Source organism: Agrobacterium sp. 10MFCol1.1, assembly GCF_000381165.1.
Lineage (GTDB): Bacteria > Pseudomonadota > Alphaproteobacteria > Rhizobiales > Rhizobiaceae > Agrobacterium > Agrobacterium tumefaciens.
In genome coordinates, this window is record NZ_KB906075.1 from 98,555 (window position 1) to 113,407 (window position 14,853).

Sequence of the window (14,853 nt, forward strand, 5' to 3'; positions counted from 1 at the left end):
ACGGTTTAAAATAGGCTAAACCTGACGAGGTTTTCATTGCGGTGAGACCCCAATTCTCGTGGAGGGGACGGTTGAGCGCCGGATGCGGTTTTTGATCAGTAGTATGACAAATCCTGATTTGATTTCAGGCGGCGGTCGTTTTTATATCGCATCATCGATGTAGCAGAAGAGGGTGCAGCCTATGACGACCTCCAGAACCTTATATTCACTTTGCGGAAGCGATAGCGCACGGCCGTTCTCTCCCCATTGCTGGAAAACCGTGCTTTCGCTGGCGCATAAGGGGCTGGAGTTCGAGGAGCGTCCCTTGCCCTTCACGGTCATCCCGACGGTGGAGGACGGTTTTTCGAGGACCGTGCCGATCCTTCGTGATGGCGACCAGCTGGTGAGCGACAGTTTCGAGATCGCCCTTTATCTGGATGAGGCCTATCCGGAGCGGCCGTCGCTGTTTAACGGGGAAGGCGGCAAGGCGATGGCGCGTTTCGTTGAAAGCTGGTCGCAGACGGTGCTGCACCCGGCCATCACCCGCATTGCCGTGCTCGATATCCACAATATGCTTGATGAGCCTGACCGCCTTTATTTCCGCGACAGCAGGACGAAGGCGCTCGGCCGGACGCTCGAGGATGTGGTGGCGAACCGTGAGGTGGAAATCGCGGCCTTCCCAGCGCTCCTGGCGCCGATCCGCCGCATGCTGGGCTTCCAGCCTTTCATCGGCGGCTCATCGCCGCTGTTTGCGGATTACATTGTTTTCGGTGCGCTGCAATGGGCAAGGATTACCACCGGAGCGGATCTGTTTTCCGAAAACGACCCCGTCCGTGACTGGTTCGAAGGCTGCCTAGACCTCCACGACGCCAGAGGCCGCAGTGTGACAGCGGCGTGAAATGTCTGCAGCCATCGTCGCAATGTGGTTGATCCCCCTTGTTTTCGGGCCTTTGGGCGGGTAAAGACCGCCCACTTTCTCTATAGGAAAAGGAAACGGACACATGGCGATTGAACGCACATTTTCGATGATCAAGCCGGACGCAACCAAGCGTAACCTGACTGGCGCGATCACCAAGGTATTTGAAGACAACGGTCTGCGCATCGTCGCCTCCAAGCGCGTCTGGATGAGCAAGCGCGAAGCCGAAGGCTTCTACGCCGTTCACAAAGAGCGTCCCTTCTTCGGCGAACTGGTTGAAGGCATGACCTCCGGCCCGACCATCGTTCAGGTTCTGGAAGGCGAAAACGCTATCCTCAAGAACCGCGAAATCATGGGCGCAACCAACCCGGCCCAGGCTGCTGAAGGCACCATCCGCAAGAGCTTCGCGCTTTCCATCGGCGAAAACTCTGTTCACGGTTCGGACGCTCCTGAAACCGCCGCACAGGAAATCGCCTACTGGTTCGCCGAAACCGAAATCGTCGGCTGATTCAAAATATCAACGGCTTGAATCGCCATCTCAGGCGATGGCATGAAGCCGCTGAAAAGACTCGATGAAACGGAGCCGAAAGGCTCCGTTTTTTTGTATTATTTGCAGGTAGATTGTTTCCTGTGCCGAGCATCCGCCCCCCTCATTCCTGTGCTTGTCACAGGAATCCAGCCGACGCGCGTCCGCGCGGCGAAAGAGTCTGTCCAGCCCAAGGACGTGTGCTGGCTAGATTCCTGTGACAAGCACAGGAATGAGGGGAGGTTCAATTTTCGCTTCGTCTCCTCCGACGATCGTCACGACGCCGGACACCCCTCGACAGGACGCATATCCGTCGTGCCGTCCGCTTTGAACACGTCCGGATTGGGTGTGTAGAGCGGCCCTACCGTCAGCGGTTTGGCGGGAAGGAGCGACTGGTCGGTGTCGGAGCGGATGGTGGTCTCTATCGTCTGCAGTACATCGCCTTCCGGCCCTTTGATGCGGATCGTGACCTTGTAGGGGCGGTCCTGCTTGACGCATTCGACCGGCGGACTTTGAACGGCGATCTTTTCATCTGCCGGGAAAATCTTCTCCCTGGTCGTCAGCTCGGTGCCGCCGCGGGGATTTTCGAAGGTCGCTTCCAGTGTGCTGCCGTCGCGGATGGGGGCGATGCGCTGCAAGGTCACGAGGTAGGTGGCAATCGCCACACGGTAGTTGAAGACGAACATGCGGCCGGAAACCTTCGCGACATCGCGCGGCTCGTCCCGCTGACAACCGGAAAGACCGAGCACCATAGTGATCGCCAGCAACGGAATGGTTATTCCTTTCATGCCTGCGCTTCCTTCTTGCGGTGATAATGCCGGCTGGCTTTCTGCCGGTTGCCGCACACCGTCATGTCGCACCAGATGCGGCTTCTGTTCTTGCTGCGGTCGATGAAAAGCCAACCGCAATTGCCGCAAATCCGCAGCCGTTTCCGCGTCTCCGCCGCAAGCAGCGACAGAGCTGAATGGGCGGTCGCATTGGCAAGGCTCTCTCGCAGAGGAAACAACCTTAGTGCCGTGCCGCAAGCGAAGAGAAGCCCTGCCAGCCGGCCGTCGTCATCGTCGCCATTCGTTATCGAAGAGCGGAAATAATCGTCGATCGCCTCGCGAAGATCGAGAAATACCTGCCTCATGTCCGCTTCGGGCGCGATGAGTGCGGGAAACCTGTCGCGCTCCGCTCCGAGTCGAGTCGACGCCTCGGCAAAAGTGGCGATCTGTTCGGGGGCGGCAAAACGGTCGACCGATTTTGCCGCGTCCGCGCGCAGGATGACGCTATTGGCGACATCGAGGGCCAATGCGCCGCCTGCGAAACGATGTTCTGTCCAGCGAAATGTCATGGCGACATTATAACTATCAAAATGGATTTTAACAGTTATAATGCGATGGGGAGGACGGATTGGCTTATTTCCTGCAACAATTGCTGAATGCCGTACCGGTCGCCTCGCTTTATGCGGTTCTGGCGTTCGGCTATGCGATCGCCTTTTCGGTCACGAAACGGGCCGATGTCACCTATGGCGCGATTTTCGCTTTCGCCGGTCAGACCTGTCTGCTGTTTGCCGATTTTGGCTGGAACCGGCTGTGGCTGATCTTGCCTGCAACACTAGCGCTTGGGGCAGGGGCCGGTCTTTTTGGCGGTCTGTGGGCGGCGGCTTTCATCGGCAGGGCGGTGATGCGGCCCCTGGCGAAAGCCTCCCCCAATGCGGTGACGGTCGCCTCCATTGGCGTGCTGATCGCGCTCACCGAAAGTGCCAGACTTGCCGCCGGCACGCGGCAATTATGGCTACCGCCGCTTTTGTCGGAACCGGTGCGATTCTGGGCCGATGGAAGCTTCGCCGTCACCCTGACGTCGATGCAGATGCTGAACACGGCTGTCTTCTGCCTGCTCGTTCTCACAGGCACTTTCTACCTCCAGCGTTCCGGCTTTGGCAGACGCTGGAAGGCGGTGTCGGACGATGCTTTCGCCGCGTCACTGTGCGGGGTAAATGCAGGCAGGGTGTTCCTGCTGTCCTACTGTGCAGCGGGTCTGCTTGCCGCCATCGCCGGCGTCCTCGCCACGTTTTATTACGGCACCATGGATTTCGGTGCCGGTCTGGTGTTCGGCCTGAAGGTCGTGCTGATTTCGGCAGCGGGCGGTTATGCAAGCCCGCTCGTCTGCGCGCTCGGGGCTGCTGCCGTCGGGTTCGCGGAAACGCTATGGGTCGGTTACGGCCCGGTTGTCTGGCGGGATGCGGCGGTTCTGGCACTTCTGGTGGGCTGGCTGATCGTCATGCGCAGCAGGGTGGAAGCGCCCTAGAGCATTTCCAGGAGGGGTGGCGTCCGGTTTCCGTCCGGAAGTGCGGGAAAACACAAAGCGTTACCGCCATTTGTCCTTGGCCGTGTCGTCGGTCGTCTTTGCGGCAACCCAGTCGCCCTTCGTGCCATCCTTGCCATGTTCCTTTTTCCAGAACGGGGCGGACGTCTTGAGGTAGTCCATCACGAAATTTGCACCGTCAAAAGCGGCCTGCCGGTGCCGGGAAGCGGCAATGACGAGGACGATATTCTCGCCGGTGGCGATCTTGCCATGGCGATGAATGGCGGTGAGGCCGAGGAGGTCGAAGCGTTCGATGGCGAGTTGCGCGATACGGGTCATTTCCGCTTCGGCCATGCCGGGATAATGCTCGAGTTCCAGCGCCGCGAGCGTGCCGCCATCATCGCGACAAAGCCCGGTGAAGGCCACCACCGCGCCGATGCTCTTGTCGCCTTCCGTCAGCCTGCGGGTTTCTTCCGCAGCGTCGAAATCCTGTGCCTGCACGCGGACCGTCGGCTGCATCCGGTTATCCCCCCGTCATGGGTGGGAAAATGCCGATCTCGCGCGCACCCGCAATGCTTTCGTCATGTTCGACATGTTCCTGATTGACCGCAACGCGGATCACATCCGGAAATTCGAAGGCGGCTTCGTAGTTTTCACCAAGGGTTGAGAGATAGGCGATCAGCTCACCGGCCGTGGTAACGGAGGAGGGGATATCCAGCTCCTCCTCCGCCGTGCCGATCTTTTCGCGAACCCAGGCGAAATAAACGATCCGCGCCATCATTCTTCGTCCACGATGTGCTTGAGACCCGCCTTGAAGTAGTCGTAGCCGGTGTACATGGTGAGCGCTGCTGCAAGCCAGAGAAGCGTAATTCCCATCTCGGTCGTGTAGGGCAGAACCTTGTCTCCCGCGGGACCGGCAAGAAGAAAGGCGATGGCCACCATCTGGATGGTGGTCTTCCACTTCGCGATGCGGGTGACGGGAACGCTGACCTTCAGCGCCGCCAGATATTCACGCAGGCCCGAGACCAGAATTTCGCGGCAGAGAATGGTGATAGCGGCCCACAGCGACCAGCCGGCAATCGTGCCGTCCGCTGCCATCAAAAGCAGCACCGAGGCGACCAGCAGCTTGTCGGCGATCGGGTCCAGCATGCGGCCGATATTGGAGGTCTGATTCCAGATACGCGCCAGATAACCATCCAGAAAATCGGTCAACGAGGCGACGATGAACAGCCAAAGTGCCGTCCAGCGCGCAAAATCCGAGCTTTCCAGCTTTCCTTCGATGTAAAAACACAAAACGATGACGGGAACCGCCAGAATGCGGGCATAGGTGAGGAGGTTGGGAATGCTGTATGCGCGCGAAGCCATGGGAAACCTGTCAGTCTGGATAAGCTGCCTTGATGCCGCCCCTGACGCATAGGGTCAACACGTTATTATGTTTTTTTAGCAGTTCGTTGCGACAGTGCGCCTTCAATCGCCACTGCTCTCATGGAAGTGATTGTAGATTTGCCGCGCTACGGCTTCTGAAATGCCGGTGACATTCATCAGATCGTTGAGGCCTGCGCGTGAAACCGCCTTGGCCGTACCGAAATGCTGCAACAGCGAGCGCTTGCGTCCTGGGCCGATCCCCGAAATTTCGTCCAGCGGATTGCGCACCATTTCCTTCTTGCGTCGCGCCCGGTGTGAGCCGATGGCAAAACGGTGGGCCTCGTCGCGCATGCGCTGGATGAAGTAAAGCACGGGATCGCGCGGCGGCAGGGAAAAATCGCTGCGGCCATCCGCAAAGAAGCGCTCGCGGCCCGCCTCGCGGTCCACACCCTTGGCGACGCCGATGGCAATCACGCTGTCGCGAATGTCGAGCTCATCGAGGATGGCACGCACCGCCGTCATCTGTCCCTGACCACCATCGATCAGGATAACGTCCGGCCAGGCGGGGAAGGGCATGTCCGCGGCTTCCTCGGGTGTGGGCGTCAGCGTCTGCGCGCGGTCGGGCTTGCCCTCTTCCTTCAACAGGCGCGAGAAGCGGCGGGTCATGACCTCACGCATCATGCCGAAGTCGTCACCGGGAGTGATATCGGTCGATTTGATGTTGAACTTGCGATACTGGTTTTTCACGAAGCCTTCCGGCCCCGCCACCACCATGCCGCCCACGGCATTGGTGCCCATGATGTGCGAGTTGTCGTAAATCTCGATCCGGCGCGGCACGTAAGGAAGGTTGAAGGTTTCCGCGAACCCCTTCAACAACCGCGCCTGAGACGAGGTTTCCGCCAGCTTGCGGCCATGCGCCTCGCGGGCATTGGCAAGAACATGGTCGGTGATGTCCTTCTTCTCGCCGCGCTGCGGCACGCTGATCGTGACCTTGTGTCCGGCTTTTTCGCCAAGAGCAGCGGCCAGCAATTCCTGTTCCTCTACCGTTTCGGAAAGCAGGATCTGTTTCGGCACCGGCTTGTCGTCGTAAAATTGCGCCAGGAACGCATTGAGGATTTCCGAGCCGGGCAGGGACGGGTCGGCCTTCGGGAAATAAGCGCGGTTGCCCCAGTTCTGGCCGGTGCGGAAAAAGAACACCTGGATGCAGGATATGCCGCCCTCGTGATGGATGGCGAAAACATCCGCCTCCTCGATGCCGGCCGGATTGATGCCCTGATGGCTCTGGACGTGCGAGAGCGCTGCCAGCCGGTCGCGATAGACGGCGGCGCGCTCGAAGTCGAGATCCTCGGCCGCCTCGTTCATCTGCCGGGCAATCGCGGTCTTGACGCTCTGGCTCTTGCCGGACAGGAAATCCTTGGCTTCCTTGACGAGTTCCGCATACCCCTCATCGCTCACCTCATGTGTGCAGGGGCCGGAACAGCGCTTGATCTGGTAAAGAAGACAGGGACGCGTGCGGGTTTCGAAAACGCTGTCGGTGCAGGTGCGGATCAAGAACGCGCGTTGCAGTGAATTGATCGTGCGTCCAACGGCTCCGGCAGAGGCGAAGGGTCCGAAGTAGTCGCCCTTACGCGCCCGCGCACCCCGGTGCTTGAAAATCGCCGGTGCACGATTGTCGGCTGTGATCAGGATATAGGGAAATGACTTGTCGTCGCGCAAAAGCACGTTAAAGCGCGGCCGCAAGCGTTTGATGAGGTTAGCTTCCAGGAGAAGCGCCTCGGTTTCCGTGCGGGTGGTCACGAATTCCATATGGGCGGTCAGCCGCACCATTTGCGCAATGCGGTTGGAATGCACGCGACCCTGGGCATAGTTGCCGACGCGCTTCTTCAGCGAGCGCGCCTTGCCGACGTAAAGAACGTCGTTCGCCTCGTTGAACATGCGGTAGACACCCGGCGAGTTCGGCAGGTGTTTGACGAATTCGCCGATCAGATCCATGCCCTTCAGGCCGGATTCGTTTTTCCAGCCGGCATTCCAGTCCATGCCGGCAACGTCGCGCGGTGCCTCGGCCGCGTCTGTCGCGGCAAGGTTTGCATCGTCGTCTTCGTCATCGGTTTCATCGAAGAGAATACCGCCGTCAGGCAGCTTCTTTCCGTTCATTCAGGTATCTCCGCCACATCAGGGGTTTCCCAGCCAAGATGCTGGCCGCCATCGAGCGCGATCATTTGTCCGGTGATCGACGGCGTATCAAAAAGAAAGCGAATCGTCCGCCCGAACTCGTCGGGTTCCGGACCGCGCTTTAATATAAGGCCGTCGATCTGCGCCTGAAAGTCCTCCGGCGCCTGTCTTTCGCTTTTGAAGGAGGGACCCGGCCCGATGGCGTTGACGCGCACCCGCGGCGCAAAACTCTGCGCCATCGTCCGTGTGGCTGTCCAAAGGGCCGATTTCGAAAGCGTATAGGAGTAAAAACGCGGCGTAAGCGCAAGTACGCGCTGATCGATGATGTTGACGATCAGTCCGGATTTATCCTGAGGCAATTGCTGAACGAAGGCGGCCGCGATGAGGGAAGGCGCCCGCACATGCACGGAAAAATGCGCGTCGAAGATTGCCGGATCGGGCGTTTCTGCCGAATCGTCCAGAAAAATGGATGCATTGTTGACGACGACGCCTATCGGGCCGAGCGCCGAAGATGCCTGTTCGACAAGCGCCATTGTTGGCGATGATTGTGTCAGATCCGCCTGAACGGCAACGGCCTTGCCGCCTTTTTGCCTTATTTCGTTAGCGAATTCCTCGGCTTGCCCCATAGAGGCATTGGCGTGGACGGCAATCGCAAAGCCATGCGAGGCCAAATCCGTGGCGATCGCCCGCCCGAGCCGCCGGGCGGCACCCGTTATCAAGACTGTCTTCGGTATATTTTCTTTCACAGCGGACCTGCATTTGCTCATACACGCCCTATTTGCTGGATATAATCGCAAATCGCAAGCTGTCCGTGGGCCGTAAAAGAATTGTGTGGATTTTTATTGGTAATGTAATTTAAATTTAATTTGAATATAACTAAGTTTAAATTCGATATATTGGAAATTAAGTTTCCGGTAGGGTTAATAAAACCCTTGTGGCAATTAGGCAACGTCTAATTCTAGTCACGTGTCTGCCCCAAACAATTCACATTTTGGCTCTTTGATCTCCGCATTCTCCCATCAAATTCAATTTTCAGAGGGGCGATTAACCCGACGAATTTACCGCGTCTAAAAACAATGTTTTGAGTACGGCGCGGTCCTGAAAGGAGAATAACATGCGTATTTTCGTAGCAACCATTATGGCTTCGACCATTGCAGCCGCCGGTTTCTCGGCTGCTCACGCCGCTGACGCCGTAAACGACGTGCCGCAGGCACCGGTAGCCTACGACCAGCCCGCTCCCGTCAAGAACTGGACCGGCGCTTACCTCGGTGGTACCGCCAACTACGATTGGGGCCGTTTCAGCTCCAGCAACGACGGCCGTGACGCCAAGGGTGCCGGCGGCGGCATCTACGGCGGTTACAACATGCAGAACGGCCAGATCGTTTACGGTGCCGAAGCAGACGTTAACCTCGGCCGCGAGCGCGGTTCCGCTGGTACGGTTGGTGGCAACGCCGTCGAAGGCAAGCAGGGCGTCAACGGCTCGCTGCGTGCTCGCGTCGGTTACGACATGAACCCGTTCCTGCTGTACGGTACGGCTGGTCTCGCAGCCTCCGACAACAAGGTACGTGACGCGACCTCCAAGGACAGCGCAACCGCCCTCGGCTACACCGTTGGCGCCGGCGTTGAAGCCATGGTTACGGACAACATCACTGCCCGTCTGGAATATCGCTACAGCGACTACCAGAAGAAGGACTACAGCCTGGACTCCGGCGCGTTCTCGCGCGGCTTCGACGACCACTCCGTCAAGGCCGGTATCGGCGTCAAGTTCTGATCCTTCAAGGATCGGTAAAGAAAAGCCGGGGTTTACGCCCCGGCTTTTTCGTTTTTGCCATCAGCTACAGCATCCATGCCCGGCGATCAGGCCAGGCATGGCGCTCACATTGGCGTCAGGCGGCAGCCCTCATGTCCTTATAGGCTTCGAAACGCTTGCCGAATGTTTCCGGCCATTGCGCCAGCGCCTCGTGCCCTTCTGCCCATTCACCTGCAAAACGCAGATCGAGATAACCGATCAACGCCGCAAGGGCGAAATGTCCGCCATGCAGCTTCTTGCCGGTTTTCGGCAGGTTGGCGTTGAGATGATCCAGACCCTTCACCGCCTTTTTCCACTGCTTGTCGATCCATGGCTGGTGAACTCTGTCCTCCGGGCGGGAACGGCGCTCGTAAACGATGGCCAGCAGGCAATCCATGATGCCGTCGCAGAGCGCTTCCAGAATTTCCGCTTCGGTGCGCTTGCCGTTCTTTTTCGGGTAGAGCTTGCCGCCCGAAAGGCGGTCTAGATAGTGCATGATCGCGACGCTGTCATAGACCGAGCCGCCATCGTCCAGAAGCAGGACCGGAATTTTGCCGAGCGGATTGTTGTCAACCAGCGTCGCGGGCTCGGCATTGGTGTCGACGGCGACGTTGGTAATGTCGATGCCTAGATGGCGGGCGGCCATGCGCACCTTGGCGGAGTAGGGGGAAGTGACGGAGTAAAGCAGTTCCATAGCCGGGTCCTGACGTATGTTGATGTGTGGGTATTAGCGAATGGGGACGATTTCGGTAGCGCTGACGCGGCAGCCCTTGCGGTCAAGCTCAGGGCAATCGCGGAATGTCATGTCCTTGTTGAGGCAGATACGGACTTCCTCAAGGCGTTTCCCGTCGCAGCTGATCGAGACGCCGCGTTTCGACATGCCGGGGTTGGCGTCGGTGAAGGCGGTTTCGATGGCTTCGGCGGAAAGGGTGGCGCCTTTAGCGCCCGAGGCAATCGTCTCCGGCAGCTTGACCGCCTCGAAGGCGGTTCGTGTTGCCGAAAAATAATCCTTTTGCGAAAGGCCGGAGCAGGCGCCGTGCTTGCGCCACTGGTGGCCGATCAGGCCCATGGAGGGCATGATGTCGAACATCGTGCGGCCGATTGCGTCGGGCACACGGTCCGGCTCGCTGCTCGTGCAGAATTCGGGGTATCCGGTTTCGTTTTGCGGCCAAAGCCCGTGTACGACGAAACCGTACCGCCTGTTGCTGCCGCATTGCTGGCGATTGCCGGAACCTTCGGAGCTGGCGCAGAACGCCGGCGACCAGGAGAGCGAAAGCACATAAAAATCGAAGCCTGTTCCGGCGGGCACAGGGTTTTTGCCCGTGTCTCGTCGGGCAATTTCCGGCTGGGATGTTTCGGGCCTGGAATTGCCGGCGGGCTGCGTTTGGGATTGGGTCTGCCGGTTGCTTGCAGAACCGGTCGGGGCCGGGTTTTCCCGCGAAAACCAAAGGGCCGCAAGCGACAGAAGACCGAGGGCGATGAAACCGGCATAACGCTTCATTTCGTGCACGTTCTCCGGAAAATGGACGACCTCGTATCGCCCGCAGACGACAAAGCGGTCTTACATAAATTTGTGAACGAGGCAAACGGGCAAAAAGGTTGAAAGCTTCGCCGCATAACGAATAGAGTCGAACGAATCTTCTGCGGAGTGCGGAAATCGGGTTGGGGTGAAGCTGGGGGAAATAGGCGGGCATGACCGCATGACATTGAAGAAATACATCTGGCCCGTCATTGGTCTGGCAACGATCGGTTTTTCGGCCTGGCTGCTCTATCACGAGCTGCGCGGTCTTTCACTCGATGATCTATGGGAAAGCCTCACGGCCATTCGCGCGCGGGACTGGGTGTGCTCCGGCCTGTCGACGCTTGTCGCCTATGCCGCCCTTGCAGGTTACGACCGCATCGCTCTCCAGCACCTCGGCCGGAAGGTAAACTGGTTCTTCATCACGCTCACCTCCTTCACCACCTACGCGCTTTCCCACAATGTCGGGGCATCCGTGTTTTCCGGTGCCGTCGTCCGATACCGGGCCTATACGTCCAAAGGGTTGAGCGCTGCCGAAGTCGGCATTCTTGTCGGCCTTTGTTCCTTCACTTTCATCATCGGAACGATCATGCTCATCGGTCTGGTGCTGGTCTACGAACCGGACATTACCGAGCGATTTACCGGGATCCTGCCCGTGGAAGCATCAACGACAACCGGCGTCCTGCTGCTCGCCATCGTCGCACTTTATGTGCTCGGCAGTCTTTTGAAGTTGCGGCCGCTGAAAATCGGTTCGTTTTTTCTGCCATATCCCGTGCCGAAACTGGTGGCGCAACAGCTTGTCATCGGTCCGATCGAACTGATCGGAGCCGCAGGCATCATCTATTTCGCGCTGCCGGAAGCCGGAAATCCCGGTTTCATGATCATTCTCGGGATTTTCCTGATTTCCTTTTCAGCGGCGCTCATCTCGCACGCGCCGGGCGGGCTTGGCGTGCTGGAGCTGGTGTTCGTCACCGGCCTGCCTGATATGAACCCGGCTGACGTGATTGCGGCGCTGCTGGTGTTCCGGCTGTTCTACCTCATCATCCCGTTCATCATGGCGCTTTTCGTGATCCTGTTCTTTGAGCGATCGCAGCTTGCACAGGCGCGGAAGGGGTGAGGTAAGCCCTCAATCCTCTTCCGGCTTTTCCTCGCCGCGCAGCCAGAAGGCGCGGTGCGAGGCGTATCTGTCCTGCGCCATCACCGTCTTCAGGAATGGCAGCAGCGTGTGCAGCTCGTCCTTCAGCGTGTAGGGCGGGTTGACGACGATGAGGCCTGAGCCGCTCAAGCCTTCCAGCCGGTCGCTTTTCACGGAAAGTTCCGCGCACAGCATCTTCGGTATGTCGAAGGATTGCAGCCGCTCGTGGAAATCCTTGATCGGTGCGCCTTTTTTGAGCGGATACCACAGGCAATAGGTGCCGGTGGAGAAACGCCGATATGCCTTGTTCAACCCATCCGCCAGCCGCTGATATTCATTTTCAAGCTCGAAAGGCGGATCGACGAGGATGAGGCCGCGTTTTTCCTTCGGCGGCAGATGCGCGCCAAGCGACAGCCAGCCATCGAGCTCCGTCACCCGAACTTGATAATCTCCCTCGAACAGACGCGCCAGCGCGCGTGCGTCGTCCGGGTGCAGTTCCATGGCCGAAAGCCTGTCCTGCGGGCGGAACAGCATGCGCGCGAGCTTCGGCGAGCCGGGGTAGAACTGCATGCCGCCTTCGGGGTTAAGCTCTCTCACGGTGGAAAGATAGGGTTCCAGCAATTCGGCGACAGGGGCCGGCAGATCGGCGTCCATCAGCTTGCCGATGCCGGTCTGCCATTCGCCTGTCTTCTGCGCCTCTTCCGATGACAGATCGTAGAGGCCGATGCCGGCATGAGTATCCAGCACCCGAAACGCCTTGTCCTTGTTCTGCAGGTAACGGACGAGACGGGCGAGAACGGCGTGTTTGAGAACATCCGCGAAATTGCCGGCGTGGTAGATGTGGCGATAGTTCATGGGATGTGTCTCGCTTCCCGATGGGGATGATGAATATTCTTGATGGACGTCACTTCGGCCTTTTTGCCGCGTCGCTGATGCAATATAGAAAAGACATGAACCTTGCGACCCCGATTTCCGCTAAAAACGCCGCCCCGAAAGCCGAAAGTGCCACGCGCATCGGCCACACGGTCTGTCCGCACGACTGTCCGAGCGCCTGCGCGCTGGAAGTGGACATCAATGCCGATGGCCGCATCGGCCGCGTCCGCGGCGCCAATACCAATACATATACTGCCGGCGTAATCTGCGCCAAGGTGGCGCGTTACTCAGAGCGTATCTATCATCCCGGCCGTCTTTTGACCCCGAAGCGCCGCAAGGGTGCGAAGGGTGCCGGCGACTGGCAGGAGATATCCTGGGAAGCGGCACTGGACGAGGTTGCTGACGCCTTCGTCAAAGCCGAGGCAAAGCACGGCGCCGAAGCCATCTGGCCTTATTTCTATGCCGGAACCATGGGACAGGTTCAGCGCGATTCCATCGAGCGCCTGCGTCACGCCAAGAAATATTCCGGCTTTTTCGGATCGATCTGCACCAACATGGCCTGGACGGGTTATGTGATGGGTACAGGCGCGCTGCGCGGGCCCGATCCGCGCGAAATCGGCAAGGCCGATGTCGTTGTCATCTGGGGCACGAATGCTGTCGCCACGCAGGTCAACGTCATGACCCATGCGGTAAAAGCCCGCAAGGAACGTGGCGCGAAGATCGTCGTCGTCGATATCTATGACAATCCGACCATGAAACAGGCCGATATGCGCATCGTCCTGCGTCCCGGCACCGATGCGGCGCTGGCCTGCGCCATCATGCACATTGCCTTCCGCGATGGTTATGCCGACCGCGATTACATGGCGCGCTTCGCTGACGATCCGGCGGGACTTGAAGAGCATCTGAAATCGAAGACGCCGCAATGGGCGTCCGAAATCACCGGTCTTTCCGTGGAGGAAATCGAGGATTTCGCAAGGCTCGTGGGCACGACGAAAAAGACGTTCTTCCGGCTCGGTTATGGTTTCGCCCGCCAGCGCAACGGCGCGGTCGCCATGCACGCGGCTCTTTCTATCGCCACCGTTCTTGGCTCCTGGCAATATGAAGGCGGCGGCGCCTTCCACAATAACGGCGATATCTTCCGGCTCAACAAGGCGGAACTGATGGGCACAGCCTATGCCGACCCCAACGTGCGCCAGCTCGACCAGTCGCAGATCGGCCGCGTGCTGACGGGGGATGCGGAAGCGCTGCGACATGGTGGCCCGGTGACGGCGCTGCTCATCCAGAACACCAACCCCGTCAATGTCGCACCCGAACAACGGCTGGTGAAACAGGGTTTCCTGCGCGACGATCTTTTTGTTGCCGTGCATGAGCAATTCATGACGGAGACGGCCGAGTTGGCCGATATCGTGCTGCCGGCCACCATGTTCCTTGAACATGACGACATCTACCGCGCCGGTGGCCAGAACCACATTCTGCTTGGCCCCAAGCTGGTGGAGCCGCCGGAAACCGTGCGCACCAATCTCTTCGTCATTGAAGAACTGGCGAAACGTCTTGGTATTGACCATATGCCGGGCTTCGGTCTTTCAGCCCGCGACCATGTCGATCATATGCTGAAAGTCAGCGGCTGGGGCGATTTCGATACGTTGGCGGAAGAAAAATGGATCGATGCGCAGCCCTCTTTCGAGGTGGCGCATTATCTCGAGGGCTTTGGTTATGGTGACGGAAAATTCCGTTTCAGCCCCGAATGGGCGACAGGGCCGTCTCCAAACAAACCGCCGAAAAACATCGGCGTGATGGGGCCGGTTGCGCAATTTCCGAAATTCCCGGATCAGGTAGATGTCATCGAAACCGCCGACGGAGAGCATCCTTTCCGACTGGCGACATCGCCAGCGCGCAACTTCCTCAACTCCACCTTCGCGGAAACGAAAACCTCCGTGCAGAAGGAAGGCCGTCCGGAAGTGATGATCTGTTCCGAGGACGCCACCCGCAACGGTATAGCCGATGGCGACATCGTGCGTATCGGCAATGGCCGCGGCGAAGTGCGTCTTCACGCGAAAATCGTGGAGGGTGCGAGGCCCGGCGTTCTGGTTGCCGAAGGGTTGTGGCCCAACAAGGCGCATCTGGACGGCGAGGGTATCAATGTTCTGACGGGCGCCGATGCCGTCGCCCCCTATGGCGGCGCGGCTTTCCACGACAATAAGGTGTGGCTCCACCGCGACGAGGAAGCCTGAAAGGCTTGATATTGCACCGCAACAGGGCCAAGCTGAACACTTCCGCGACAGGCAAGGGA

Annotated in this window: 16 protein-coding genes; 6 read left to right on the top strand and 10 right to left on the bottom strand. The window is 58.9% G+C overall.

Translation table 11 applies throughout. From position 1 onward, the window contains the following. Positions 1-181: 181 nt before the first annotated feature. A complete protein-coding gene (locus F617_RS0111690) occupies positions 182-877 on the top strand; it encodes a glutathione S-transferase family protein (protein ID WP_081308693.1) in 696 nt (231 codons plus the stop codon). 103 nt (positions 878-980) lie between these two features. Continuing rightward, positions 981-1,403 (top strand): nucleoside-diphosphate kinase, encoded by a 423-nt coding sequence (ndk, locus tag F617_RS0111695; protein ID WP_003502118.1) that lies wholly within the window; start codon positions 981-983, stop codon positions 1,401-1,403. A gap of 293 nt (positions 1,404-1,696) precedes the next feature. Here ndk and F617_RS0111700 read toward each other — a convergent pair whose 3' ends face one another. Both F617_RS0111700 and F617_RS0111705 read right to left on the bottom strand, forming a co-directional pair. Continuing rightward, a complete protein-coding gene (locus tag F617_RS0111700; protein ID WP_013635853.1) occupies positions 1,697-2,209 on the bottom strand; it encodes a hypothetical protein in 513 nt (170 codons plus the stop codon). Further along, on the bottom strand, positions 2,206-2,757 hold the full coding sequence (locus F617_RS0111705; RefSeq protein WP_019565408.1) for a CGNR zinc finger domain-containing protein: 552 nt from the start codon (positions 2,755-2,757) through the stop codon (positions 2,206-2,208). Before F617_RS0111705 ends, F617_RS0111700 begins: the two co-directional genes overlap by 4 nt. A 59-nt stretch (positions 2,758-2,816) precedes the next feature. On the opposite strand from F617_RS0111705, the gene F617_RS0111710 reads away from it, so the two are divergent. Beyond that, positions 2,817-3,713 carry a branched-chain amino acid ABC transporter permease gene (locus F617_RS0111710; RefSeq protein ID WP_019565409.1) on the top strand — a complete coding sequence of 299 codons (897 nt, stop codon included), beginning with the start codon at positions 2,817-2,819 and terminating at the stop codon, positions 3,711-3,713. 60 nt (positions 3,714-3,773) lie between these two features. On the opposite strand, the gene F617_RS0111715 is transcribed toward F617_RS0111710, so the two are convergent. From F617_RS0111715 to F617_RS0111735, 5 genes are all read right to left on the bottom strand, one after another. Next, on the bottom strand, positions 3,774-4,229 hold the full coding sequence (locus tag F617_RS0111715) for a molybdenum cofactor biosynthesis protein MoaE (RefSeq protein WP_013635855.1): 456 nt from the start codon (positions 4,227-4,229) through the stop codon (positions 3,774-3,776). A gap of 4 nt (positions 4,230-4,233) precedes the next feature. Then, on the bottom strand, positions 4,234-4,488 hold the full coding sequence (gene moaD / locus F617_RS0111720) for a molybdopterin converting factor subunit 1 (RefSeq protein WP_019565410.1): 255 nt from the start codon (positions 4,486-4,488) through the stop codon (positions 4,234-4,236). Beyond that, on the bottom strand, positions 4,488-5,075 hold the full coding sequence (pgsA, locus tag F617_RS0111725; protein WP_003512433.1) for a CDP-diacylglycerol--glycerol-3-phosphate 3-phosphatidyltransferase: 588 nt from the start codon (positions 5,073-5,075) through the stop codon (positions 4,488-4,490). Before pgsA ends, moaD begins: the two co-directional genes overlap by 1 nt. A gap of 102 nt (positions 5,076-5,177) precedes the next feature. Continuing rightward, on the bottom strand, positions 5,178-7,229 hold the full coding sequence (gene uvrC / locus F617_RS0111730; protein ID WP_013635857.1) for an excinuclease ABC subunit UvrC: 2,052 nt from the start codon (positions 7,227-7,229) through the stop codon (positions 5,178-5,180). Then, complete coding sequence (locus F617_RS0111735; protein WP_003512437.1) at positions 7,226-8,014, bottom strand: SDR family oxidoreductase; 789 nt, start codon at positions 8,012-8,014, stop codon at positions 7,226-7,228. The genes uvrC and F617_RS0111735 overlap by 4 nt, the downstream gene beginning before the upstream one ends. Before the next feature lie 347 nt (positions 8,015-8,361). On the opposite strand from F617_RS0111735, the gene F617_RS0111740 reads away from it, so the two are divergent. After that, on the top strand, positions 8,362-9,018 hold the full coding sequence (locus tag F617_RS0111740; protein ID WP_003512439.1) for an outer membrane protein: 657 nt from the start codon (positions 8,362-8,364) through the stop codon (positions 9,016-9,018). A gap of 115 nt (positions 9,019-9,133) precedes the next feature. Here the strand turns inward: F617_RS0111740 and F617_RS0111745 are convergent, their stop codons facing one another. Further along, positions 9,134-9,730 carry a glutathione S-transferase gene (locus tag F617_RS0111745; RefSeq protein ID WP_003512441.1) on the bottom strand — a complete coding sequence of 199 codons (597 nt, stop codon included), beginning with the start codon at positions 9,728-9,730 and terminating at the stop codon, positions 9,134-9,136. A gap of 33 nt (positions 9,731-9,763) precedes the next feature. After that, entirely contained in the window at positions 9,764-10,537 is a 774-nt protein-coding gene (locus F617_RS0111750) for a ribonuclease (protein ID WP_019565411.1), read from the bottom strand. A gap of 199 nt (positions 10,538-10,736) precedes the next feature. On the opposite strand from F617_RS0111750, the gene F617_RS0111755 reads away from it, so the two are divergent. After that, entirely contained in the window at positions 10,737-11,672 is a 936-nt protein-coding gene (locus F617_RS0111755; RefSeq protein ID WP_019565412.1) for a lysylphosphatidylglycerol synthase domain-containing protein, read from the top strand. A gap of 9 nt (positions 11,673-11,681) precedes the next feature. On the opposite strand, the gene F617_RS0111760 is transcribed toward F617_RS0111755, so the two are convergent. Further along, positions 11,682-12,545 carry a 23S rRNA (adenine(2030)-N(6))-methyltransferase RlmJ gene (locus F617_RS0111760; protein WP_003512446.1) on the bottom strand — a complete coding sequence of 288 codons (864 nt, stop codon included), beginning with the start codon at positions 12,543-12,545 and terminating at the stop codon, positions 11,682-11,684. Between the two features lie 29 nt (positions 12,546-12,574). Here F617_RS0111760 and F617_RS0111765 point away from each other — a divergent pair, with 29 nt between their 5' ends. Next, positions 12,575-14,794 carry a molybdopterin-dependent oxidoreductase gene (locus F617_RS0111765; RefSeq protein ID WP_026330804.1) on the top strand — a complete coding sequence of 740 codons (2,220 nt, stop codon included), beginning with the start codon at positions 12,575-12,577 and terminating at the stop codon, positions 14,792-14,794. Positions 14,795-14,853 lie beyond the last annotated feature (59 nt).

Excerpts from the sequence above, each read along its gene's own strand:
- F617_RS0111690 (WP_081308693.1), top strand. The coding sequence starts at position 182 with ATGACGACCTCCAGAACCTTATATTCACTTTGCGGAAGCGATAGCGCA.
- ndk (WP_003502118.1), top strand. The coding sequence starts at position 981 with ATGGCGATTGAACGCACATTTTCGATGATCAAGCCGGACGCAACCAAG.
- F617_RS0111700 (WP_013635853.1), bottom strand. The coding sequence starts at position 2,209 with ATGAAAGGAATAACCATTCCGTTGCTGGCGATCACTATGGTGCTCGGT.
- F617_RS0111705 (WP_019565408.1), bottom strand. The coding sequence starts at position 2,757 with ATGACATTTCGCTGGACAGAACATCGTTTCGCAGGCGGCGCATTGGCC.
- F617_RS0111715 (WP_013635855.1), bottom strand. The coding sequence starts at position 4,229 with ATGCAGCCGACGGTCCGCGTGCAGGCACAGGATTTCGACGCTGCGGAA.
- moaD (WP_019565410.1), bottom strand. The coding sequence starts at position 4,488 with ATGGCGCGGATCGTTTATTTCGCCTGGGTTCGCGAAAAGATCGGCACG.
- pgsA (WP_003512433.1), bottom strand. The coding sequence starts at position 5,075 with ATGGCTTCGCGCGCATACAGCATTCCCAACCTCCTCACCTATGCCCGC.
- uvrC (WP_013635857.1), bottom strand. The coding sequence starts at position 7,229 with ATGAACGGAAAGAAGCTGCCTGACGGCGGTATTCTCTTCGATGAAACC.
- F617_RS0111735 (WP_003512437.1), bottom strand. The coding sequence starts at position 8,014 with ATGAGCAAATGCAGGTCCGCTGTGAAAGAAAATATACCGAAGACAGTC.
- F617_RS0111740 (WP_003512439.1), top strand. The coding sequence starts at position 8,362 with ATGCGTATTTTCGTAGCAACCATTATGGCTTCGACCATTGCAGCCGCC.
- F617_RS0111745 (WP_003512441.1), bottom strand. The coding sequence starts at position 9,730 with ATGGAACTGCTTTACTCCGTCACTTCCCCCTACTCCGCCAAGGTGCGC.
- F617_RS0111750 (WP_019565411.1), bottom strand. The coding sequence starts at position 10,537 with ATGAAGCGTTATGCCGGTTTCATCGCCCTCGGTCTTCTGTCGCTTGCG.
- F617_RS0111755 (WP_019565412.1), top strand. The coding sequence starts at position 10,737 with ATGACATTGAAGAAATACATCTGGCCCGTCATTGGTCTGGCAACGATC.
- F617_RS0111760 (WP_003512446.1), bottom strand. The coding sequence starts at position 12,545 with ATGAACTATCGCCACATCTACCACGCCGGCAATTTCGCGGATGTTCTC.
- F617_RS0111765 (WP_026330804.1), top strand. The coding sequence starts at position 12,575 with ATGAATATTCTTGATGGACGTCACTTCGGCCTTTTTGCCGCGTCGCTG.